The following is a 22,918-nucleotide window of genomic DNA, read 5'->3' on the forward strand; positions in this document are numbered from 1 at the left end:
GCGAGGTGCGGCGCAGCGCGCGCCGACGGCCCGCCCGGCGCGGGGAGGTCGATCCGCATCGCACCGTGCGGGAGCTGCTGCGGCGGGGCGGGGAGCCGGCCCGGCTGCTCCGGCACAAGCGCGCCGACCGGCCGCGGCGGATCGTGCTCCTCGTGGACATCAGCGGCTCGATGGCGCCGTACGCGGACGCACTGCTGCGGTTCGCGCACGCGGCCGCCCGGGGCAGCCGTACGGAGGTGTTCACGATCGGCACCCGGCTGACCCGGGTGACCCGCGAGCTCTCGCACCGCGACCCGGACCTGGCGATGACCGCCCTCGCCGAGGCGGTACCCGACTGGCGCGGGGGTACCCGGCTCGGAGAACTGCTGCGGGAGTTCCTCGATCGCTGGGGGCAGCGCGGCATGGCGCGCGGGGCGGTCGTGGTGCTGCTGTCCGACGGGTGGGAGCGCGGCGACCCGGAACTGCTCGGGGCCCAGATGCGCCGGCTGCGACGCCTGGCGCACCGGGTGATCTGGGCCAATCCGCGCAAGGCGCGCCCGGGTTATGCGCCCCTGGCCGCCGGGATGGCGGCCGCGCTGCCGAGCGTTGACGCCTTTGTGGAGGGCCACAGCCTGGCGGCGCTGGAGCGGTTGGCGGCGGTGGTGCGCGGGGCCCGGCCGGCCCCCGTGGAAGGAGCGGATCGTGCGTGAGATTCTCCCGGCACTGAGCGAGTGGTATGCGGCGCGGTCCCCGTTCGGGCTCGCGACCGTCGTCGCCGTCAGCCGCAGCGCGCCGCGCGACCCCGGCGCGGCCATGGCGGTGGGGCCCGGCGACGAGGTCGTGGGAAGCGTGTCCGGCGGCTGCGTCGAGGGCGCGGTGTTCGAACTCGCCAAGGAGGTCGTCGAGAGCGGACAGCCGCAGCTGGAGACCTTCGGCTACAGCGACGAGGACGCCTTCGCGGTCGGTCTCACCTGCGGCGGCGAGATCACCCTGCTGATCCGGCCCGTGACGCGGGAGACCGATCCGGCCTTCGCGGACGTCGTGGACTCCGTCGCCGCCGGGCGCCCGGTGACCGTGTCGACGGTGACGGACGGACCGGCGGCCGTCGGCGCCACCCTCGCCGTCTGGCCGGACAAGGTGGCGGGCACCCTCGGCTCGACCGGTCTGGACGTGGCCGTGACGGCCGACGCACGGGGTGAACTCGCCCTCGGGGCAACGGGGTTGCGCCACTACGGCCCCCGCGGCGAGCGCCGCGAGGACGCGGTGACCGTCTTCCTGCACTCCTTCGCCCCGCCGCCGCGCATGCTGGTCTTCGGCGCGATCGACTACGCGGCCGCGGTCGCCCGTATCGGCAGCTTCCTCGGCTACCGCGTCACGGTGTGCGACGCCCGGCCGGTCTTCGCGACGGCCAAGCGGTTCCCGGGCGCCGTGGAGGTGGTCGTCGACTGGCCGCACCGCTACCTGCGCAGCGTCGACACCGACGAGCGCACGGTGATCTGCGTCCTGACCCACGATCCCAAGTTCGATGTGCCGCTGCTGGAGGAGGCGCTGCGCCGGCCGGCCTGCTACATCGGGGCGATGGGCAGCCGCCGTACGCACGACGACCGTCTGAAGCGCCTGGTCGAGGCGGGTCTCACCGAGGCCGAACTGGCCCGGTTGCGCTCGCCGGTCGGACTCGACCTCGGCGCCCGCACCCCCGAGGAGGTCGCGGTCTCCGTCGCCGCGGAGATCGTCGCGCTGCGCTGGGGCGGCACCGGAGCACCGCTGGCGGCCACCGGCGGGGCCATCCATCCGTCGACGTGACGCCCTGACGCCCTGACGCCCGTAGGAGGAAGTCATGGAACTGAACCACGAGTTCACCGTGCCGGTCCCAATCGACGACGCCTGGCGCACCCTCCTCGACATCGAACGGGTCGCACCGTGCATGCCCGGGGCGAGCGTCGAGGACTACGACGGGAAGACCGTCACCGGCTCGGTGAAGGTCAAGGTGGGCCCGATCACCGTCACCTACAAGGGCACCGCCGTCTTCGAGGAGCAGGACGAGACGGCGCACCGCATGGTGCTGATCGCCAGCGGCAGGGAGACCCGCGGCCAGGGCACCGCACGCGCCACGGTGACCGGCACACTGACCGAGCGCGACGGCGGTACGACCGTGTCGGTGCGGACCGATCTGACGGTGACCGGTCGTCCGGCGCAGTTCGGGCGCGGCGTGATGGCGGAGGTAGGCGACCGGCTCGTCGGCCAGTTCTCGGACTGCCTGGCCCAGCGGATCGGCGAACCCGCGGGTGCGGATGAATCGGCGGCGGAGGGCGCTGGGGAGACGGCGGAGGCGGCGGGCGCGGGTGTCGCCCGCGACACGGAGACGCCGCCCGAGGCCGAACCCCTCGACCTGCTGCGTGTGGCCGGGGCGCCCGTCGCCAAACGGGCGGCGGTGGGGGCCGCGGCGGCGCTCGTGGTGGCGGTGGTGGCCCTGGGGCTGCGGCGGAAGCGGCGGCACTGACCCCGGACGTACCGGACAAGCGCCGAACGGCCGACCCCTCAGGAGCCGGTCGCCCGATAGTCCTCGATGATCTGCTCCAGGTGGTGCAGCGCCGCCGTGATGCGCTGCGGGTGATCCCGGAAGAAGGGATCCTCCGGCACCGGGAGGGAGCCCGCCAGCGCCCAGCCCCGGCCGCGGGCCCAGGTCGCGTCGTCCGCGCCGACCGCCTCCCTGAAGACCTCCCGTGCCCGCGCGGGCAGGAACTTCCAGGCGGGCACCAGGTCCACCGCCGGGTCGGCCACCGCCAGCGTGCCGAAGTCGATGACCGCGCTGAGCCTGCCGTTCCTGGTCAGGAAGTTGCCCGCGTCGAGGTCGCCATGGATCCACACCGGCGCCCTCTTCCAGGCGGGCGCCGCGAGCGCCGCGTCCCACACCTCGGCGAGCACGTCGGCGTCGACGAGATCCGTCCCCCTCAACGCCTCGATCTTGGGTCGCACCCGGGCCTCCGCGGCGATGGAGTCCCGGGCGTCGCCGAGGGGCACGCCCCGGAACGCGTTGCTCTGCTCTGGGCCCGGCCCGCCGGTGGCATCGGCGGCCTGGAGCGCGGTGATGAATCCGGCGAGGTCGAGGGCGGTGCGGACCGGGTCCGCAAGGGCGTCGGGGGTGGCCGTCGTACCGTCCAGCCAGCGGTAGACCGACCACGGATATGGGTAGCCCTCGCCGGGCTCGCCCTTGGCCAGCGGTGTCGACACGGGCAACGGCAGCTGCGGGGCGAGCCGCGGCAGCCAGCGGTGTTCCCGCTCCACCTGGCCTGCCCAGTGCGCATAGCGCGGCAGCCGCACGGACAGCTCGTCACCCAGCCGGAAGGTGGCGTTGTCCATGCCGGACTGCGGCACCGGGGTGACGGGCAGCTGGGCCCATTGCGGGAACTGGGAGGCGAGCAGACGACGTACGAGCGTTTCGTCGATCAGCACGCCGTCCAGTTCACCGGGGAGACGGGCGAAGGTCCACCGAATTTTCATGTGTGAGGCGGAGCGAGAGGGGTAGTCGCCGCTCAACGGAGGCGGAAGACCTCCGCACACACAGCACCTTCTGCGGGAAGGAGGTCCGTGACAGCGCACACTCGCAGCGCCCGGGCCGCTTCCTTTCGCATGGAGCGGCCCGGTTCCTGCTGAGGCACGCCGCTCGGATCACCTCTTGCCGCTCGGTATCAGCTCTCCCGGCAGCATGACCAGCGCGAGCACCGCGCCCACCGCGTACAGGCCGGCGGCTCCCAGCGCGACGGCATGGAATCCCCGTACGAACTGCGCTGTCCCTGCGGGCTGCCCGGCGACCGCTCCGGCCACCGCGATGCCTATCGCGCCGCCGGTCTGACGTGCGGTGTTGTTCATCGCGGAGGCCAGTCCCGCGCGCTCGCCTGGGACGGACGAGATGGCCGCGGCGACGACCGCCGGGGTCAGCAACCCCATGCCTGTGCCCCACAGCAGGAACGCGGGCAGCAGGACGAGGTACGAGGAGTAGGGTGCGGCCAGGGCCAGGAGCGCCAGTCCCGCCACGGCCATCAGCAGCCCCGCGGCGGCCGGCAGGCGCGACCCGATCCGGCTGGTGATGCGGCCTCCGAAGGGCGCGATGATCGCGAGCGGGGCGAACAGCGGGATCACCACGGCGCCCGCGAGCAGCGCGGAACGGTGCTGGACCGACTGCAGGAACAACATCAGGACGAACAGGGTGCCGAGCGTGCCCAGGTTCATGATCCCGGCCACCACGTTCGCCGCGTCGAAGACGGGCCGCCGCAGCAGGGACACGGGGAGCATCGCGGCCTCGCCGCGGCGCCGTTCGACCACGGCCAGCGCGGGCACCGCGAGCACCGCGAGCGCCACGGCGACGAGCACCTGGGGTGCGCCGGCACCGGCACGTCCGCCCTCGATGAAGGCGTAGCTCGTCGCCAGCAACAGCAGTCCGGCGAGCAGCACGCCGGGCACGTCGAGGCGCCGAGCCCGCTCTTTTCCGCTCTCCCGCACGATCGCGGCGGCCCACACCAGGGCGACCAGCACGATCGGGACGTTGATGAGGAAGATCGCCCGCCAGCCGAGGCCGTCGACCAGTGCGCCGCCGAGCAGCGGCCCCGCGGGCAGGGCCAGGCTGCCGATTCCGGCCCAGACGCCTATCGCCCGCGCCCGCCCGGCGTCGTCGGGGAACGCTCGGCTGATGATCGCGAGCGTGCCCGGCAGCAGCAGGGCCGCGCCCACGCCCTGGACCACGCGGGCGGCGACGAGCACTCCGACACTGGGCGCGAGTCCGCAGACGAGCGAGCCGACGCCGAAGACGGCGAGGCCCCCCAGGACCACTCTGCGATGGCCGTACAGGTCTCCGGCCGTCCCGCTGGTCAGCATCAGCGCGGCGAGCGCCAGCGCGTAGCCGTCCACCACCCACTGCAGTCCCCCCACGTCGGTGCCCAGGTCCGAACCGATGCCGGGCAGGGCGACGTTGACGACGGTGACGTCGAGCAGCACCAGGAAGTAGCCCGTGCACATGACGAGCAGGACGGTGCGCGGTGAGCCCTCGTGCCGTGCCGGGCTCACTGCGCGGCGCAGGAGCGTTGCCGGTGATCATGGTTCCTTGGTAACAGGCGGGTCTGACAACGCGCCGCACACCGGACGGTCATGCACGGTCGCGGTCGTCGGGTGCCCTGCCCCGCTGCCCCGAAACGGGTGGCCGTCGCGGCGGCAGCCGGTGCAGCCGCACATCCGTGAGCAGGCCGTCGGCCACCGTGGCGGTCATGTACGTGCAGTGCGGCTGCCGGCGGCGGTCCGTCGGGGAGCCGGGGTTGAGCAGCCGCAGGCCGTTCGGCGCGGTGGTGTCCCAGGGGATGTGGCTGTGCCCGAAGACCAGCACGTCGAGGTCGGGGAAGCGGGCGGCACAGCGCGCCTCACGGCCCTGCGCGGCGCCTGTCTCGTGCACGACTGCGAAGCGCAGCCCGTCGAGTTCGGCGTACGCCACCTCGGGCAGCCGGGCCCGCAGCGCCGGCCCGTCGTTGTTGCCGTACACGGCGACGAGCCTGCGGGAGCGCGCCTCCAGCAGGTCGAGCGTGTCGGTGTCGACCCAGTCCCCGGCGTGGAACACGACGTCGGCGCGCGGAAGTTCGGCCAGCAGCGGGGCGGGCAGCTCCTTGGCGCGCTTGGGCAGATGGGTGTCGGTGGTCAGGAGAAGGCGCACGACAGCAGCGTAGGCAGCAAGGCGGCGCACCGCTTCCGCGGTTGGTCAGGGCTTGCGGCCGACCCCGCACCACATGGGCAGCCCGGGCGCGGGCTTGTCCTCGGGGCCGGGGCGCCAGTCGGGGAGTTCGACGACGCCCGGGTCGAGCAGCTCCGTCCCGTCGAAGAAGCGGCCGACCTCGTCGCGGGTGCGCGGGGTCGCGCCGGCGTGGTCGGCGGCCCGTTCGTTGTACACGCGCATCGACGCGGCGACCGCCTCGGCGCCGATGTCCGCGGCCGGGTGGGAAAGGACCAGGTGGCTGCCGGGGGCGAGAGCGTCGATGAGGCGCCGGGCGAGCGCGTGGGGCTCGTCCGCGTCGGGCACGTACTGCAGGATCGCGACCAGCATGAGCCCCACCGGCTGCGTCAGGTCCAGCGTCTCCCGCGCCGAGGCGAGGATGCGGTCGACCTCGCGGACGTCGGCCTGCAGATAGTCCGTCGCCCCTTCCGGGGTGCCCACGAGCAGCGCCCGGGCGTGGGCGAGGACGACGGGGTCGTTGTCGACGTAGACCACGCGGGCGCCGGGGTCGAGCCGCTGCGCCACCTCGTGGGTGTTGTCGGCGGCCGGGATTCCGGTGCCGATGTCGAGGAACTGCCGGATGCCGGCCGTCTCGGAGAGCTCGCGCACGGCGCGGCCGAGGAAGGCGCGGTTGGCCCGGACGGCCGGGACGATCTGCGGGTTGGCCGCGGCGGCCAGCTCGGCCGCCTCCTGGTCGGCGACGTAGTTGTCCCGGCCGCCCAGCCAGGCGTTGTAGACGCGCGCCGGGTGCGCCACGGAGGAGTCCACCGCCGCGATGCCGCCCGTCGGGTGCTCGTGCATAAGGATCCGCTCCCCTGGCCGCCGTGTCACTGTCGGTGGACACCGTAATCCAACATGCTTGGGTCCACGCCAAGTTGGTCACAGCGACAGCCAATCAACAGGTAAAACTGTTCAGCCTGAACTGGACAGTTTCCCCTTGCGGAATCTACGGTGAACACATGAACGGGAAGGCAACCGGCCCGGCCGAGGGCGTCTCCGACTCCGCCGCCCGCGCGGCGCGCGACCTGCGGGTCGTGCTGAGCAGGCTGCGCCGCCGCATCAGGGAGGTCGCGGGGGGCGACGAGCTCACCCCTCCGCAGGTCTCCGCCCTCACCCTGGTCGCCAAGCACGGGGCCGCCACGGCCAGCGCGCTGGCCGTGGCGGAGGGCGTACGGCCGCAGTCGATGGCCACCACGCTCGCCGCCCTGGACCGGCACGGACTGATCCGGCGCAGTCCCGACCCGGACGACGGCCGCCGTCAGCTCGTCACGCTGACCGACACCGGCGTCAGCCGCGTCGAGGGCGACCGCCAGGCACGCGAGGAGTGGCTGGCGCGGGCCCTGCAGGACCGCTTCACCGAGGACGAGCGGCAGACGGTTCTGGAGGGGCTGGCCCTGCTGGAGCGCCTCACCCAGCAGTGACACCTCCTTCCGCCGGCCGCCGCCGCGCCCGACCGTTCACCGAGCACACCCGCACCCCCCGAAAGGCCTGATCCATGACCGTCACCGCCCTCGACCCCCGCACCGCCCTCGTGGTGATCGACCTCCAGAACGGCATCGTCGGAGCGCCCACCAAGCCGTACTCCGGCGCCGAGGTGGTCACTCGTACGGCCCAACTCGCCGACGCCTTCCGGGCGCGTGACCTGCCGGTCGTCCTGGTCCGGGTCTCCTTCGCCGAGGACGGCGCGGACATCGTCCCCGGCCGCAACGAGGCCTCCCGCCCAGCCGGCACCCGCCCCGAGGGCTGGGACCTCGTCGTCGACGAACTGTCCGGCCACCCCGGCGACATCACCGTCACCAAGCGCAACTGGGGCGCCTTCCACGGCACCGGTCTCGACGTCCAGCTGCGCCGCCGCGGTGTCACCCAGATCGTGCTGACGGGCATCGCCACCAGCATCGGCGTGGAATCCACCGCCCGCGCCGCCTACGAGCACGGCTACCACGTCACGCTCGCCACCGACGCCATGAGCGACATGGACGCCGACGCCCACCACAACAGCATCGAGCGCATCTTCCCGCGCCTGGGCGAGCGCGGCACCACGGCCGAGATTCTCGAACTGCTCGCCAAGACGCACGGCTGACGGGCGCGGGCACAGGGTCTGACGGAGGGTCCGGAGTGGGACGAAGCGCCCGGCGGAGATAGGCTCGGGCAAACCGCACCCACACCACGGCGAGCGACCCGAGGGGGCCCGGAGCCCGATGCCGGTCAAGGTCAGCGTCATCGTCCCGGTCTACAACCCGGGGCCCTACATCGAGGAGTGCATCTCCTCGTTGCTCAGGCAGTCCCTGCCACCCGACGAGTACGAGGTCGTCTTCGTCGACGACGGTTCCACCGATCAGACCCCGGCCCGCCTCGACGCGCTCGCCGCCGAGGAGCCGCGGGTCCAGGTGATCCACCAGGAGAACTCCGGCTGGTCGGGCAAGCCGCGCAACGTCGGCATCGCCGCCTCCAAGGGCGAGTACGTCATGTTCGTCGACAACGACGACCACCTAGGCGACGAGGCCCTGGAGCGGATGTACGGCTACGGCGTGGCGAATGGCGCCGACGTCGTGGTCGGCAAGATGGCAGGTCAGGGCCGCCAGGTCCCGGTGGAGCTGTTCCGCCGCAACCGGCCGCGCGCCTCCGTCGAGAACGCCCCGCTCATCGACAGCCTCACCCCGCACAAGATGTTCCGCCGGGCCTTCCTCGACGAGATCGGCCTGCGCTTCCCCGAGGGCAGAAGGCGCCTCGAGGACCACGTCTTCGTGACGGAGGCCTATCTGCGCGCGGCCAACGTCTCCGTCATCGGGGACTACGTCTGCTACTACCACGTCCGCCGTGACGACGCCTCCAACGCGGGCTTCCAGCGCTTCGACCCGATCGGGTACTTCAAGAACCTGCGGGAGGCGCTGGACATCGTCGAGCAGTACACCGAGCCGGGCCCGGTGCGCGACAGCCTCTACCGGCGCTGGCTGCGGGTGGAGATGGTGGAGCGCATGCGCGGCCATCGTCTGCTCTCCAAGCCCGACGACTACCGGCGCAAGCAGTTCGAGGAGATCCATCAGGTCGTCACCGAGCGCTTCGGCCCCGGTGTCGCCCCCGGGCTGCAGCCCACGCAGCAGATCGTGGCGGCGCTGATCAGGGCGTACCGCTACGACGACCTCGTGGCCTTCGCCGAGTGGGAGGTCGGGCTCAAGGCAGCGGCCGCGCCCGGCAAGCTCGAGTGGCGCGACGGCACGCTGCGCTTCGACTTCGCCGTCGAACTCACCGCGGGCGGTGCGCCGCTGACGTTCCCGGGCAACGCCGCCCCTGCCCCGCTGGACGGCCCCCCGAAGGACACCGACGAGGCGATCGCCTGGGTGGGCGCCGACACCGTCGCCCACTTCGGCGAGGCCACGTTGGACCTGCTGGTGCGCGAACGCTCCAGCGCCGCCCAGTACTTCCAGCCGGTCGAGCTCACCCGGGAGATCGTGCCGGTCGAGGACAGCGGCCGCGTGCGGCTGGTGCTGCGCGGAACGGCCACCGTCGACCCGGCCGCCGTGGTGGACGGCGCGCCCCTGCGCGTCGGGCTGTGGGACACCTACGCCCGCGTCAGGCTGGGCGGTTGGAGCAAGGAGACCCGCGTCGGCCCGGGCCCGCACAAGGCCAGAGCCGCCCTGTCCGGCGCTGTCGTGGGCGGCCATGTGGTGCTGCCGTACTGGACCGACCAGTACGGCAATCTCTCGCTGGACGTCGACCGCGCGAGCAAGCGGCTGGGCCTGGGCCGCCTCGACGCCGCTTCCGTCGATGTGTCGGGCAACCGGCTGCGCGCGCCGCTGCCGCTGCACGTCCCGGCCGCCACCGCGGTCCTGCTGCGGCTCACCTCGGCCGAGCGTGCGGTCGAGGTGCCCGGCACGCTCTCCCCCACCGGGGACGGCGCCGTACTGGAGGCCGTCCTGTCCGTCGCCGACCTGAGCGGCGCGACCTGGCGGACCGCCCTGTGCGTGGCCCCCGACGCCACCGACCGGCGCTTCCTCCCGCTGCCGCTGGCCCTTCGCGCGGACGCGCACTCGGTCAGGGTGGCACGTCCTCCCCGGCCCTCGATGCTACGGCGGGTGGCGCGCAGGGCGCGGCGCGCGCTCGCCGTGGTGCTGGGCCGGCGCAATGTTGTGAAGACCAGAGCTGGAAAGGCGTGACAGATTGCGATCACTGGGGATAGAGGGCGCCTGGGCCCTCGAACCGAAGGTCTTCCCGGACGAGCGGGGCAGCTTCCACGAGTGGTATCGCGGGGCTGAGTTCCGCGAGGCCACCGGGTACGACCTGTCCCTGAAGCAGGCCAACTGCTCGGTCTCCCGCTGGGGCGTGGTGCGCGGCGTGCACTTCGCCGACGTGCCGCCCGGGCAGGCCAAGTACGTCACCTGCATCCGGGGCGCGATCCTCGACGTGGTAGTCGATCTGCGCGTCGGCTCGCCCACGTTCGCGCAGTGGGAGGCGGTGCGCCTCGACGACGACACCCGGCACGCGCTGTTCATCGCCGAGGGGCTCGGGCACGCCTTCATGGCCCTGACCGACGACGCCACCGTGGTGTATCTGACGTCGGAGGGCTACGCGCCCGAGCGCGAGCACTGTGTGCACGCCCTGGACCCGGAGCTCGGCATCACCTGGCCCGAGGGCATCCGCCCGCTGCTGTCTCCGAAGGACGCCGAGGCCCCGACCCTGGCCGAGGCGCAGCGGGACGGACTGCTGCCGTCGTACGCGGACTGCACCGCCTACTACGAGAAGCTGCGCGGCGAGGTCAGCGGCTGACCGCGAACGGCTCCAGGGCCGAGCTCAGCGCCTTCCAGCCGCGGGCTCGGCTCAGGCCGCGGTTGCGGGCGCGCACCAGGGGCCGCCAGAAGTCGGCTCCCATCAGCGTCTCCGGCTTGACCGCCTTGACCCGCTCCAGGACCGCCTCGGGCACCTTCTGCGGGTCGGGCACGTCGAACTCGGCCATGATCTCGTCGTACTTGTCCTTGAGCACGGTGCTCTTGGGGTCAGCGCCGAAGACGACCAGCTGGCCGGTGGGCTGGGTGTCGACGAGGACGGTCACCAGGTCGGGGCGGTAGCGGCCCAGGATCTCGATGACCTTGTAGACGTCGCCGGTCCAGGCCGTGGTGTGCCGGTCGCGGGCCGCCTCGTCGATGCTGCGCGGGAGCATGTCGTCGAAGACGATCACGCTGGACCAGTCGGCGTGCTTCTCGATGTTGATGAAGTCCCGCAGTGCGTACTCGAACAGGTGCATGCCGTCGATGAACGCCAGGTCCAGCGTGGTACGCCGCCAGTACCCGAAGGGCGCGCGGCCCCGCCGCAGATTGCGCACGGGGTGCCGGCCGCCGCGCAGATGCTGCAGGGGGTTGTCGCGGGCGAAGAAGTCGTCACTGGTGGCCTTCACCAGGTGGACGTCGCACTTGATCTCCGTGACCACCTTGAACGCGGGGTCGACCGCGATGCTGGGAACCCGCGACAGCTTCAGGGAGCGGCCGTCGTTGACGCCGATCTCCAGGTAGTTGCGGTTGGCGGTGGCCTTGTGCAGTTCCCGCAGGAACTCATGGCGTTTCACGAAGGGACTCCTTGCGGATCAGGGGAAGGGCTTCGCGCAGGGCTGCCTGCCAGTCGCGCAGGGGCGGCAGGCCGAGCTCCTGCCAGCGGCCGTGGGCCAGGGCGCTGTAGGCGGGGCGGGGTGCGGGCCGGGGAAAGGCCTCGCTGCCGACGGGCCGTACCCGGCCGGGATCGGCGCCCAGGCCGCTGAAGACCTCGCGGGCCAGTTCGTACCAGCTGGCCTCGCCGGAGCCGGTGGCGTGGAAGACACCGCTCGCGCCGCGGCCCAGGTGCGGGCCCAGGTCGGCCAGGCGTACGGCGACGTCCGCGCTCCAGGTGGGCTGCCCGCGCTGGTCGTGGACGACGTCGAGGGTGTCGCGGCGGGACTCCAGGTCGATCATCGTGCGGACGAAACTACGCCCGTGGACCCCGTAGAGCCAAGCGGTTCGCACGATTGCGCTCGATGTGGGGAGTTCCTTCGCGACGGCCTGTTCCCCGGCGAGTTTGGTGCGGCCGTAGGCGGTGCGCGGGGCGGTGGGATGGTCCTCCGGATACGGGGTGCGGGCGTCGCCCGCGAAGACGTAGTCGGTGGAGACGTGGATCATGCGGGCGCCGTGTGCCGCGCAGGCGCGGGCGAGGTGGCCGGGGCCGTCGCCGTTGATGCGCAGGGCCCGCTCCTCGTCGCTCTCGGCGTCGTCGACTGCGGTGTAGGCCGCGCAGTTGACGACCAGGTCGGGCCGGTGGTCGGCCAACGCGCCCTCGACGGCGTCCCGTTGGGTGATGTCGAGGGCCTTGTGGTCCAGGCCCGTCACGTCCTCGCCGCGCCGGGTCAGCTCCTCGACCGTGTCCCGGCCGAGCATGCCGCCGGCTCCCGTCACCAGCCACCTCATGCCGACCGCCCCTTCAGGGGTTCCCACCAGGCGCGGTGGGCGCGGTACCAGTCGACGGTGTCGGCGAGGCCGGTGGTGAAGTCGCGGCGCGGGCGGTAGCCCAGCTCGTCGCGGGCCTTGCTCCAGTCGACCGAGTAGCGCAGGTCGTGGCCCTTGCGGTCCTCGACGTACTCGACCCGGTCCCAGCCCGCGCCGCAGGCCTCGAGCAGCAGTCCGGTGAGCTCCTTGTTGGTCAGCTCGGTGCCGCCGCCGATGTTGTACACCTCCCCCGCTCTGCCCTTGGTGCGCACGAGGTCGATGCCCTGGCAGTGGTCCTCGACGTGGAGCCAGTCGCGGACGTTGAGGCCCTCGCCGTACAGCGGGACCTTCTTGCCGTCGAGGAGGTTGGTGACGAACAGCGGGATGACCTTCTCGGGGTACTGGTGCGGGCCGTAGTTGTTGGAGCAGCGGGTGACGCGGACGTCCAGGCCGTGGGTGCGGTGGTAGGCGAGGGCGAGCAGGTCGGAGGAGGCCTTGGACGCCGAGTAGGGGGAGTTGGGGGCCAGCGGGTGCTCCTCCGGCCAGGAGCCCGACTCGATGGAGCCGTAGACCTCGTCGGTGGAGATGTGCACGAAGGGGCCCACCCCGTGGCGCAGGGCCGCGTCCAGCAGGGTCTGGGTGCCCACCACATTGGTCAGGACGAAGTCGGTTGCGCCGGCGATCGAGCGGTCCACATGGGACTCGGCCGCGAAGTGCACGACCTGGTCGGCGTCGGCCATCAGTTTGTCGACCAGTTCCGCGTCGCGGATGTCGCCCTGGACGAACTCCAGTCGGGGGTCGTCGAGATCGAGGTTGTCGAGGTTGCCCGCGTAGGTGAGCTTGTCCAGCACGGTGATCCGCAGCGCGTCGCTCGCGCCGGGGGCCAGCAGGGTGCGGACGTAGCAGGAGCCGATGAAGCCGGCGGCGCCGGTGACGAGAAGGTTCATGTATGGATCTGCACCTTGCTGTGGTCGCCGAGGACCAGTCGGTGGGCACTGGGGACATTGGGGGCCGGCGTCACTTCGGCGTGCCGGCCGATCAGGGAGTTCTCGATCCGTCCCACGCCGTGGATCGAGGAGTCGCGCAGCACGATGGAGAACTCCACCTCGCTGTCGGTGATACGGCAGTTCTCCGCGACGGAGGTGAAGGGGCCGACGTAGGAGTCCTCGACGACGGTACCCGCGCCGATCACGGCGGGGCCGACGATGCGTGATCGCACGATCCGCGCGCCCTCCTCGACGACCACGCGCCCGATCGTCTCGGAGTCCTCGTCCACCTCGCCGTCGATGCGCTGGTCGAGGCCCTCCAGGACCGTGCGGTTGACCTCCAGCATGTCGACGACGTTGCCGGTGTCCTTCCAGTAGCCCTCGATGACCGTGCAGCGCACGTCGGCCCGCTTGTCGATCAGGTGCTGGATGGCATGGGTGATCTCCAGCTCGCCGCGCCAGGACGGCTGGATCTCGCGGACCGCGTCGTGGATGAGGGGCGTGAACAGATAGACGCCGACCAGGGCGAATTCGCTCTTGGGTTCCTCGGGTTTCTCCTCAAGTCCTACGACCTGGCCCGCGGCGTCGAGTTCGGCGACACCGAAGGCGCGCGGGTCGGCCACTTTGGTGAGCAGGATCTGGGCGTCGGGGCGGTTGCTGCGGAACTCGTCGACGAGGGAGCTGATGCCGCCGACGATGAAGTTGTCGCCCAGATACATCACGAAGTCGTCGTCGCCGAGCCAGTCCCGCGCGATCAGTACCGCGTGGGCCAGCCCGAGGGGCCGCTCCTGGGGGATGTAGGTGATCTCCAGACCGAACTTGGATCCGTCGCCTACGGCTTCCTGGATCTCGGCGGCGGTGTCACCGACGATGACACCGACCTCCGTGATGCCCGCCTCGGCGATGGATTCGAGTCCGTAGAAGAGCACGGCCTTGTTGGCCACGGGCACGAGCTGTTTGGCCGATGTGTGCGTGATCGGCCTCAATCGGGTACCGGCGCCGCCGGACAGCACGAGAGCCTTCATCTGCTTCACCCTAGCGTCGATCACCATAAAGCGACTGTTTGTATGGTGGCTTCCTGTTACGACCGTACTGCGGAGGGGCGTGGGCCGAGCGGCCGTCCTGGCCCGTTCGGGTCGGGTCGGCCTCCGGTGGGTCTGACGTCCGGTCACCACGGTCTGCCCGGACAGCCGCTGCGGCTCGCCGGCGTCACGGCCGGTCGATGGGGAGCTCGGCCCAGACCTGTTTGCCGCCGCTGACCGGCACGGTCCCCCAGGTCTCCGACATCGCCTCGACGAGCAGGATGCCCCGTCCTCCGGTGGCCTCCCAGCCGATGCTCGTCGGCTTCACGGGGGTGCGGGGCGAGGAGTCGGTGACCGAGACACGCACCCGGTTGTCGAGCAGGGTGAGGTCGAGGCGGACCCGGCCGTCGGTGTGCACCAGGGCGTTGGTGGCGAGCTCGGAGACGATCAGGAGCACGGCGTCCGCGGCGTCCCGGCCCACGCCCCAGGTCCGCAGGGTGCGCCGGGTGAAGCGGCGGGTGTGCCCGACGGCCTCGGGGACGCGCCACACCGTCCAGCTCTCGCGCTGCGGGCGCAGCGTCATGCCGTCGTAGCGCAGCAGGAGCAGGGCGACGTCGTCGCTGCGTTGGGCGCTGCCGAGGAGTGCGTCGGCCACCTGGCCGAGGTGGGCGGGGTCGGACTGCGACAGTTCGTGGGCCAGGCGGTCGATGCCGACGTCGATGTCCGCCCCTGCGGACTCCACCAGGCCGTCCGTGGTCAGTGCCACCACCGTTCCGGGCTGCAGCCGCAGCACGCTCATCGGGAAGTCGGCCTGCGCCACCACGCCGAGCGGCGGTCCGCCCTCCACCTCGGGCACGGCCGTGCTGCCGTCCGGGTGGCGCAGCACCGGCGGCAGGTGCCCGGCGCGGACGTACCAGGCGGAGCCCTCCTCCATGTCGACGTCGACATAGCAGCAGGTGGCGAAGAGGTCGCTCTCCATGTCCATCAGCAGCCGGTTGGCGTGCGAGACGACGACGTCCGGCGGGTGCCCCTCGACGGCGTACGCCCGCAGGGCGGTGCGCATCTGGCCCATGAGAGTGGCGGCCGCCGCGCTGTGGCCCTGGACGTCGCCGATGACGAGGGCGACGTGGTTGTCGGGGAGCGGGATGACGTCGTACCAGTCGCCGCCGACCTCCAGACCGGCGGTGGTGGGCAGATAGCGGGCGACGGCGACCGCGCCCGGCAGCTCGGGCAGGCGGCGCGGCAGCAGCTGGCGCTGGAGCATGCCGACGAGTTCGTGCTCGGCGTCGAAGGCCTGGGCGCGCATCAGGGCCTGGCCCGCGAGGCCCGCCGAGGCAGTGAGCAGGGCGCGTTCGTCGGGGCCGAAGTCGTGCGGGGTGTCCCAGCCGATCAGACAGGCACCGGCCATGCGGTTGCCGGCGGGCAGCGGCAGGACCGCGAGTCCGCCGGGGCCGACCGTGGCCAGGGCGGGTTCCAGGGCCGTGCCGGCGGGCCAGATGTGGGCGCGGCCCTCGCTCAGGGCGGCGGCGAGGGTGGGCATGGCGCGCACGGGTGCGTCGGGCCACTCGGAGCGCCACTCCAGGCGCCACAGCTCGGGCCAGGACTCCGGTTCGGGCGGGTCGAGGACGGTGACCACGAGCCGGTCGCCCTCCAGCTCGGCGAGCGCGATCCGGTCGGCCTGCAGCGGGCGGCGCAGGGCGGAGACCACGGCCTGGCCGACGTCGCGAACAGTGCCGGCGGTGGCGAGCATCGCGGCGAGGCGCTGGACGCGGGCCACGTCGGTGACGTCGGAGCGCAGCGTGGAGGCGTCGGCGACCGTGCCCTCCAACCGGGCGGAGCGGCCGTCGCCGCCGGACTGCAGGCGTCCGCGCAGCCGCAGCCACTTCGGCGGACCGGACGGCTGCAGGACCCGGAACTCCAGCTCGCGGTCGCCGAGGGACATGTGGTCGGCCTCGACCACGGACATCAGCGCGGGCAGGTCCTCGGGCACGGTGAGGCCGAGCAGGGTCTCCACCTTGCCGTCGAACTCGGCGCGGTCGAGGGCGAACAGCTCCAGGATGTCGTCGCCGACGGCGACGCGGCCGCTGTCCATGGCGAGGCTGAACGCGTTCGCCGGCAGCTCGCCGCGCTCCGGCGACCGGGCCGGGACGGGGTCGCCGACCGCGTCGGCGATCAGCTCCAGGCACTTGCGGTCCTCGGTGTCGAAACCGTGGGGCCGTTCGCTGACCGCGAGCAGGCAGGCGCCGCCCTTGTCGCCCCCGCGCACCGGCAGCACCGCGAGGAAGAAGTCCCGCACCTGCTCGCGGCGCTCCTCGCAGTCGTCGGCCGGGTCCTCGGGGCCGAGCCAGACCTGGCTGCCGGACCGATGGCTCTCGGCCACCGGGGAGCAACCGGAGCCGGCGTATGCCTCGCGCAGCCCGAACATCGTCCTGGGCATGCCCGCCGACTCGGCCAGGCACAGCAGGTCGCGGTCCTCCCCCGGCGCGTACACGGCGACGAAGGCCGCTCTGGCGAAGACGAGCGCCTGTTCCAGGACGCGGCGCGCCCGCTCGGGTGAGGCGGGACCGGATGTGAGCGCTTTCAGGGCACTTTCGGCACGCAGCGCTCCGCTTCTGCGACCCTCAGCACCCTCACTGACCACGTCCGCAATTACAGCGCGTACGGGCCGCCTGCGCAGCCCCTGTGCGCATTCCGTGGCGGGCGCCGCAAAGCGGCCACTCGAAACGCGCCGAACATGTCTTGACCCATGCGTATCGCACGGTGTTCTCGTGACAGCCGTGACTGTCCGTCGCCACCGCCCGGCTGGAAATGTCGAACACGGGCCAAGGAGGGGGACGTATGGACAAGCGCTACGAGGTGTACGCGCTCGCTGACAGACACTTCTACGAGACACCGGACCGGCTGGTCGCGGCCGGGCGGCAGGAGGCGCACTCGTTCGAGACCGCCCGCCGCCGGGTGCCGGAGGGCTGGACGTCCGGGCGGATCGGCGACTGGCTGGCGCTGACGCCGCTCGGCGCCGACGGCAGCCCGGTGCCGGGACCCGCGCAGGGGTGGAAGATCCACGCCTCGGCCACGCGGGAACACGCGGAGCGCATCGCCGCCACCGTGTGGGACTACTGCGTGCCGCGCCGGATCCCGTTCAAGTTCGTGCCGTCCCCGCATCTGCTGCATCTGCGCAACACCAAGTACGCCGGCCGCGACAGCAGCGGCAAGTTCGTCACCGTCTACCCGGCCGACGAGGAGCAGCTGCACCGGGTGCTGTGCGAACTGGGCCGCCGGCTGGAGGGCTTGGAGGGGCCGTACATCCTCACCGATCTGCGCTGGTACGACGGTCCCCTCTATGTCCGCTACGGCGCCTTCGCGCGCACCATCACCGTCGACGAGCGGGGCTCGCTCGTGGCGGCGGTGCGCGACGGCGAGGGGCGCCTGGTGCCGGACCGGCGGGCGCCGTCCTTCCAGGTGCCTCAGTGGGTGACGCTGCCCGCGTTCCTCGAACCGCATCTCGCGGCCCGCAACACCACGACGGTGGGCGATCTGCCGTACCGCATCGAGAAGGCGCTGCACTTCTCCAACGGCGGCGGTGTGTACGCCGGCACCGACACCCGGGACGGGAGCCGGGTCGTGCTGAAGGAGGGGCGGCCGCACGCCGGGCTGGCGGCCGACGGGGCGGACGCGATCACCCGGCTGGAGCGCGAGAAGGAGGCGCTGGAGCGGGTGGCGGGGACGGGTGTGGTGCCGGAGGTGCGGGACTGGTTCACGCTCGGCGAGCACCGGTTCCTGGTGATGGACTTCGTCGAGGGCCGCCCGCTCAACTCGTTCTTCGCCGAGCGTCATCCGCTGCTCGCGCCGGACCCGGACCCGGACGCCGTCGCCCGTTACACGGCGTGGGCGGTGCGCATCCACGGGGCGGTGGAGCGCGCGGTGCACACATTGCACGAGCGCGGGCTGGTCTTCAACGACCTGCACGTCTTCAACATCATGGTCGCGCCGGACGACGAGTCCGTGTTCCTGATCGACTTCGAGGCTGCGGCGCCCGCCGCGGAGAACGGCCGCCAAGTCGTCGCGCACCCGGGCTTCTTCGCACCGCCGGACCGGACCGGCACGGACGTGGACCGCTACGCCCTGGCCTGCCTGCGGCTCGCGCTGTTCCTGCCCGTGACCACCCTGTTCGTGGTCGACCGGGGCAAGGCGGCGCATCTGGCCGAGGTGATCGCGGAGCAATTCCCCGACGTACCACGGGAGTTCCTGGACGAGGCGGTCGCGGAGATCACCCGGGGCTCGGGTGCGGGCGCCCCCGCTTTCGTGCGGCCCGCCGACTGGCCGCACAGCCGCGACTCGATGGTCGGGGCGATCCTCGCCTCGGCCACCCCCGAGCGGGAGGACCGGCTCTTCCCGGGCGACGTCGCCCAGTTCTTCGACGGCGGCGGGCTCGGAATCGCCCACGGCGCGGCCGGGGTGCTGTACGCGCTGGCCGAGACCGGGGCCGAGCGGTACGAGGAGGGCGAGCGCTGGCTCCTGGCCCGCACGGACCCGCCGCCGGTCGGCACGCCGCTCGGACTGTACGACGGACTCGCGGGCGTGGCCCATGTCCTGGACCGGCTCGGCCACCGGCAGCGCGCCCTCGACCTGGTCGACAACATCCTCGCCGAGCGGTGGCAGAACCTGTCCTCCGATCTGCAGAGCGGCCTGGCCGGACTCGGCCTGGTCCTCGGCGAACTGGCGGACAGCACAGGCGAGTCGGAGCTGCGCGAGCGGACCGGAGAGGCCGCGGACCTTCTCGTACGGCGCCTTGCGGAGCCGCGGCCCGAGACGCGCCGGCGGCGGGCCGGGCTGCTGCGGGGCGCGAGCGGGCCCGCGCTGTTCCTGCTGCGGCAGTACGAACGGACCGGTGAGGCCCGGCTGTTGGCGGGGGCGCGCGAGGCGCTGAGCCGCGATCTGGAGTGCTGCGTCGTGCAGAAGAGCGGCAGCCTGGAGGTCGACGAGGGCTGGCGGACCATGCCGTACCTCGGCGAGGGCAGCGTAGGACTTGGCCTGGTCCTCGACGACTTCGCCGAGCACGCGGACGACGCGGAGTTCGACACGGCGCGGGTCGGCATCCTCACGGCCGCAACCTCCCGCTTCTACGCGCAGCCCGGCCTCTTCCAGGGCCGCGCCGGGATGATCCTGTATCTCGCGCGCACCACGCAGCCGGCCGCGACGGACCGGCGGCTGGCCGAGCAACTCGACGGCCTCGGCTGGTACGCGATGGCGTACGAGGGCCGACTGGCCTTCCCCGGGCACCAGATGATGCGCCTGTCCATGGACCTCGCGACCGGTACCGCAGGCTGTCTGCTCGCGCTCGACGCGGCCCACGGCGGCGACGCCCACCTGCCGTTCCTGCCGCCGCTCGGGCGGTCGGTCCCCACGACTCGGCTCCGCGATCTGACGGAGTCGTGACCCAACCCCGTCCCCACGGATGGAAACAGAAGGAAGGACATCTTCATGGCACTTCTCGACCTGCAGACGATGGAATCCGACGAGCACATGGGCGGCGGCGCCAACAGCACGCTCAGCCTGCTCTCCTGTGTCAGCGCGGCGAGCGTCACGCTCTGCCTCTGACAAGGCCGTAGGCCCATGGCTCCGGGCGGTCCGCTCCCTTCGGGGAGGGGCCGCCCGGGGTCCTGCGCCCTTTCGGTCCTGCGCCCTTTCGGTCCTGCGCACTTTCGCGAACCCGGATGTGAGGCAACGGTCGGATGACGACCATGACGACCCCTGCCGCGGATCCCGCTGCGATGCTCAACGGCGCCGCCCGGCACAGCGGGGCCCGGTGCGCGGCCCTGTGCCTGGTGAGCGCGGCGTCCGCGGGTGCCGCTCTGCTGCTGCCTGCCGCGCTGGGCCGCACCCTCGACCTGCTGCTGGCGCACGCCCCCGCGACCCGCTGGGTGCTGTGCTGCGCGGCACTGGTGCTGCTGGCCGTACTGCTCGACGCGTGCGAGACCGTGCTCGCCGGCACCGTCGACGCCCGGAGCACGGCGTGGCTGCGGCGGCGGCTGACGGGCCATGTGCTGGCCACGGGCCCGCGTGCGGCGGCCCGCTTCGGCCCCGGTGACCTCGTGGCCCGGCTCGTCGGCAACGCCGCGCAGGCCGGAACGGCCCCGGCCGCCCGCGCCGCGCTGCTCGCCGCGTTCGCCGGTCCCGTGGGGGGCGTGGTGGCTCTCGGGCTGATCGACCCGTGGCTGGCGGCGGTGTTCCTGGCCGGAGCACCGTTGCTGGCCCTCCTGCTGCGCGCCTTCACCCGTGACACGACGCGCTGCGTGGCCGACTACCAGCGGGTGCAGGGGCGGATCGCGGGCGGGCTGGCGGAGGCGATCACCGGTCACCGCACCATCGCGGCGGCGGGCACGGCACCCAAGGAGGCCGCGCGGATCCTCCGGCCGCTGCCGGACCTGTCGCGCGCCGGGCATCGCATGTGGCGGGTGCAGGGGCGGGCCGCGGCGCAGGCGATGACCGTGGCGCCGCTGCTGCAGCTGGCGGTCGTCGCCGTGGCCGGACTGTTCCTCGCCCGGCACCGGCTGTCGGTCGGCGAGGTGCTGGCGGCCTCGCGGTACGCGGTCCTGGCGACCGGAGTCGGCCTGATGGTCGGCCAGTTCGCGAGTCTGGCCCGGGCCGGCGCGGCCGCCGGGCGCCTCGGCGAGGTCCTGACGGAACCGGCCACCGTCCACGGAGAGCGCCGACTGCCGCCGGGACCGGGGCAGTTGGAGCTGCGCGGGGTGACGGCCCGGCGCGGCGGGCGCACCGTCCTCGATGACGTCAACCTGCTCGTCCCCGGCGGCACCACCCTTGCCGTGGTCGGCCGTTCCGGCACCGGCAAGTCGCTCCTCGCCGCGATCGCCGGGCGCCTGGCCGACCCAGACGCGGGCGAGGTCCTGCTCGACGGGGTGCCGCTGCGCGAGTTGACCCGTCACGACCTGCGCCGGGCCGTCGGCTACGCCTTCGAACGCCCCGCTCTCCTCGCACCGACCGTCGAGGACGCGATCGCCCTCGGCCCCCGCCCCCTCTCCCCCGCCACCGTCCGCGAGGCGACTCGCCTGGCGTGCGCGGACGACTTCGTACGACGTCTGCCGAATGGTTACGCCACCGCCTGCGCCGACGCGCCCCGCTCCGGCGGCGAGACCCAACGCCTGGGCCTGGCCCGCGCATTCGCCCACAACGGCCGCCTCCTCATCCTCGACGACGCCCTCTCCAGCCTCGACACGGTGACGGAGGCCCAGATCGCCGACGCCCTCCTGACCCACGGCACCCACAACACCCGGCTGCTCGTCGCCCACCGAGCGGCCACCGCGGCCCGCGCGGACGCAGTGGCCTGGCTGGACGGCGGGCGGGTGCGGGCGGTGGGGACGCATGCGGAGCTGTGGGGGCTGGAGGGGTATCGGGCGGTGTTTGGTGACGGGGGGTTGGGATGAGGGGTGGGGTGCGGGGGCGGGAGGCCGGCACCAGGCGCGAGACGCGGCGGCAGACCGGCCCCGCCGGGCTTCTTGTGCGTGGCCTGCCGTTTCTGTGGGCGAGGTGGAGGGTTGTTCTCCGGCTCGTCTGCTGGTCCGTGCTGGAGACGGCGCAGACCTTTCTCACCGGGTACGCCCCCGCGCGCGCCCTCGACGCGGGATTTTTGGACGGGCGGGTGGACGTGGGGCTCGGCTGGCTGGGGGTGGCCGGGATTGGGGTCGTGGTGGGGGCGTACGGGACCGGGCGGGTTTATGGGGCCGTGGCCGCGCTGGTCGAGCCCCTTCGCGATCGGCTCGTGGAGAGGGTCGTGGGCCGCGCCGTGCGTCAGGGCGACGGCGGGGCGCTGTCGGGACTCACCCAGCAGGTGGAGATCGCGCGGGAGACCTTCGCCGGGCTGGTGATGGTGTCGCGGTCGTTCCTGTTCACGGCCGTGGGGGCGCTGGTCGGGCTGTTCTCGCTGGCCCCGATGCTGCTGGCGGCGGTGGGGCCGCCGCTCGTGGCCGGAGTCGTCCTCTTCGTGGCGTCACTGCGGCCGCTGGCCCGTCGGCAGGAGGCGTTCCTCGTCGCCGACGAGGCCCTGGCCGCACGGCTGGGCGAGGTGTGCCCGGGGCTGCGGGACATCACGGCCACCGGTGCGGAGGAGGTGATCGCCGCCGATGTGGGCGAATGCGTCGACGCCGAGCTGCGCGCCGCCCGCGCCCTCGCCCGCTGGGGCGTCGTCCGCGTGGCGGCACTCGCGCTCGGCGGCCACCTCCCGATTGTGCTGCTGCTCGCCACCGCGCCCTGGCTGCTGGCCCACGGGGTCACCGCAGGTGCCCTGGTCGGCGCACTCGCGTACGTCACCCAGTCCCTGCTCCCGGCCCTCACCAACCTGGTCCACGGCCTGGGCACGAGCGGCTCACGTCTGACGGTGGTGCTGCGACGGCTGGCGCCCGCGCCCGATCCCACGCCCCATCCCGCGCCCGATCCCACGCCCCATCCCGCGCCCGATCCCGCACCCAATCCCACACCCAATCCCGCACCCAATCCCACGCCCCATCCCACGTCCGATCCCACGCCCCATCCCGCACCCAATCCCACGCCAGATCCCACACCCAATCCCGCACCCAATCCCACGCCAGATCCCGCACCCAATCCCACGCCCCATCCCACGTCCGATCCCACGCCCCATCCCGCACCCAATCCCACGCCAGATCTCAAGCCCGATCCCGCACCCAATCCCACGCCTGATCCCGCGCCAGATCCCGCACCCAA

At 72.7% G+C, this 22,918-nt stretch carries 20 protein-coding genes; 11 read left to right on the forward strand and 9 right to left on the reverse strand.

Translation table 11 applies throughout. From position 1 onward, the window contains the following. The 3 genes from JYK17_RS26415 to JYK17_RS26425 all read left to right on the forward strand — a co-directional run. On the forward strand, positions 1–689 hold a 689-nt coding region (locus JYK17_RS26415), incomplete at its 5' end, for a vWA domain-containing protein (RefSeq protein WP_222811324.1). Continuing rightward, positions 682–1,782 (forward strand): XdhC family protein, encoded by a 1,101-nt coding sequence (locus tag JYK17_RS26420; RefSeq protein WP_222811325.1) that lies wholly within the window; start codon positions 682–684, stop codon positions 1,780–1,782. The genes JYK17_RS26415 and JYK17_RS26420, both read left to right, overlap by 8 nt. 34 nt (positions 1,783–1,816) lie before the next feature. Continuing rightward, positions 1,817–2,479 (forward strand): SRPBCC family protein, encoded by a 663-nt coding sequence (locus JYK17_RS26425; protein WP_222811326.1) that lies wholly within the window; start codon positions 1,817–1,819, stop codon positions 2,477–2,479. Positions 2,480–2,517: 38 nt separating this feature from the next. Here the strand turns inward: JYK17_RS26425 and JYK17_RS26430 are convergent, their stop codons facing one another. From JYK17_RS26430 to JYK17_RS26445, 4 genes are all read right to left on the reverse strand, one after another. Next, positions 2,518–3,480 (reverse strand): aminoglycoside phosphotransferase family protein, encoded by a 963-nt coding sequence (locus JYK17_RS26430; RefSeq protein WP_261996173.1) that lies wholly within the window; start codon positions 3,478–3,480, stop codon positions 2,518–2,520. Between the two features lie 168 nt (positions 3,481–3,648). Continuing rightward, on the reverse strand, positions 3,649–5,040 hold the full coding sequence (locus JYK17_RS26435; RefSeq protein WP_308011708.1) for an MFS transporter: 1,392 nt from the start codon (positions 5,038–5,040) through the stop codon (positions 3,649–3,651). Positions 5,041–5,119: 79 nt separating this feature from the next. Then, positions 5,120–5,674 carry a metallophosphoesterase family protein gene (locus JYK17_RS26440; RefSeq protein WP_128801064.1) on the reverse strand — a complete coding sequence of 185 codons (555 nt, stop codon included), beginning with the start codon at positions 5,672–5,674 and terminating at the stop codon, positions 5,120–5,122. 45 nt (positions 5,675–5,719) lie between these two features. Then, positions 5,720–6,532 carry an SAM-dependent methyltransferase gene (locus tag JYK17_RS26445; protein WP_108015592.1) on the reverse strand — a complete coding sequence of 271 codons (813 nt, stop codon included), beginning with the start codon at positions 6,530–6,532 and terminating at the stop codon, positions 5,720–5,722. Between the two features lie 158 nt (positions 6,533–6,690). Here JYK17_RS26445 and JYK17_RS26450 point away from each other — a divergent pair, with 158 nt between their 5' ends. From JYK17_RS26450 to rfbC, 4 genes are all read left to right on the forward strand, one after another. Beyond that, positions 6,691–7,152 (forward strand): MarR family winged helix-turn-helix transcriptional regulator, encoded by a 462-nt coding sequence (locus JYK17_RS26450; RefSeq protein WP_108015593.1) that lies wholly within the window; start codon positions 6,691–6,693, stop codon positions 7,150–7,152. A gap of 74 nt (positions 7,153–7,226) precedes the next feature. Beyond that, entirely contained in the window at positions 7,227–7,811 is a 585-nt protein-coding gene (locus tag JYK17_RS26455) for a hydrolase (protein ID WP_108015594.1), read from the forward strand. A gap of 118 nt (positions 7,812–7,929) precedes the next feature. Continuing rightward, on the forward strand, positions 7,930–9,885 hold the full coding sequence (locus tag JYK17_RS26460) for a glycosyltransferase family 2 protein (RefSeq protein WP_222811327.1): 1,956 nt from the start codon (positions 7,930–7,932) through the stop codon (positions 9,883–9,885). A 4-nt stretch (positions 9,886–9,889) separates the two neighbouring features. Next, complete coding sequence (gene rfbC / locus JYK17_RS26465) at positions 9,890–10,495, forward strand: dTDP-4-dehydrorhamnose 3,5-epimerase (protein ID WP_016430700.1); 606 nt, start codon at positions 9,890–9,892, stop codon at positions 10,493–10,495. Here rfbC and JYK17_RS26470 read toward each other — a convergent pair. The 5 genes from JYK17_RS26470 to JYK17_RS26490 all read right to left on the reverse strand — a co-directional run bounded on the left by JYK17_RS26470 (position 10,485) and on the right by JYK17_RS26490 (position 16,823). Then, positions 10,485–11,288 carry a class I SAM-dependent methyltransferase gene (locus tag JYK17_RS26470; protein ID WP_128801066.1) on the reverse strand — a complete coding sequence of 268 codons (804 nt, stop codon included), beginning with the start codon at positions 11,286–11,288 and terminating at the stop codon, positions 10,485–10,487. The two genes, rfbC and JYK17_RS26470, sit on opposite strands and share 11 nt — an antisense overlap. Beyond that, positions 11,275–12,156 carry a dTDP-4-dehydrorhamnose reductase gene (rfbD, locus tag JYK17_RS26475; protein ID WP_108015597.1) on the reverse strand — a complete coding sequence of 294 codons (882 nt, stop codon included), beginning with the start codon at positions 12,154–12,156 and terminating at the stop codon, positions 11,275–11,277. The genes JYK17_RS26470 and rfbD overlap by 14 nt, the downstream gene beginning before the upstream one ends. Further along, positions 12,153–13,121, reverse strand: a complete 969-nt coding sequence (rfbB, locus tag JYK17_RS26480; protein WP_222811328.1) for a dTDP-glucose 4,6-dehydratase — start codon at positions 13,119–13,121, stop codon at positions 12,153–12,155. The genes rfbD and rfbB overlap by 4 nt, the downstream gene beginning before the upstream one ends. Next, entirely contained in the window at positions 13,118–14,185 is a 1,068-nt protein-coding gene (locus JYK17_RS26485) for a glucose-1-phosphate thymidylyltransferase (RefSeq protein ID WP_108015665.1), read from the reverse strand. The genes rfbB and JYK17_RS26485 overlap by 4 nt, the downstream gene beginning before the upstream one ends. Before the next feature lie 184 nt (positions 14,186–14,369). Continuing rightward, positions 14,370–16,823 (reverse strand): SpoIIE family protein phosphatase, encoded by a 2,454-nt coding sequence (locus JYK17_RS26490; RefSeq protein ID WP_108015599.1) that lies wholly within the window; start codon positions 16,821–16,823, stop codon positions 14,370–14,372. 197 nt (positions 16,824–17,020) lie between these two features. On the opposite strand from JYK17_RS26490, the gene lanKC reads away from it, so the two are divergent. From lanKC to JYK17_RS26510, 4 genes are all read left to right on the forward strand, one after another. Next, positions 17,021–19,618, forward strand: a complete 2,598-nt coding sequence (lanKC, locus tag JYK17_RS26495) for a class III lanthionine synthetase LanKC (protein ID WP_222811329.1) — start codon at positions 17,021–17,023, stop codon at positions 19,616–19,618. A 45-nt stretch (positions 19,619–19,663) separates the two neighbouring features. Next, a complete protein-coding gene (locus JYK17_RS26500; protein WP_108015601.1) occupies positions 19,664–19,780 on the forward strand; it encodes a SapB/AmfS family lanthipeptide in 117 nt (38 codons plus the stop codon). Positions 19,781–19,914: 134 nt separating this feature from the next. Continuing rightward, a complete protein-coding gene (locus tag JYK17_RS26505) occupies positions 19,915–21,624 on the forward strand; it encodes an ATP-binding cassette domain-containing protein (protein ID WP_108015602.1) in 1,710 nt (569 codons plus the stop codon). Next, a partial coding sequence (locus JYK17_RS26510; RefSeq protein WP_504739984.1) for an ABC transporter ATP-binding protein occupies positions 21,621–22,918 on the forward strand: 1,298 nt, incomplete at its 3' end. The genes JYK17_RS26505 and JYK17_RS26510, both read left to right, overlap by 4 nt.

It is taken from the genome of Streptomyces plumbidurans (assembly GCF_019857225.1).
Taxonomy (GTDB): Bacteria; Actinomycetota; Actinomycetes; order Streptomycetales; family Streptomycetaceae; genus Streptomyces; species Streptomyces plumbidurans.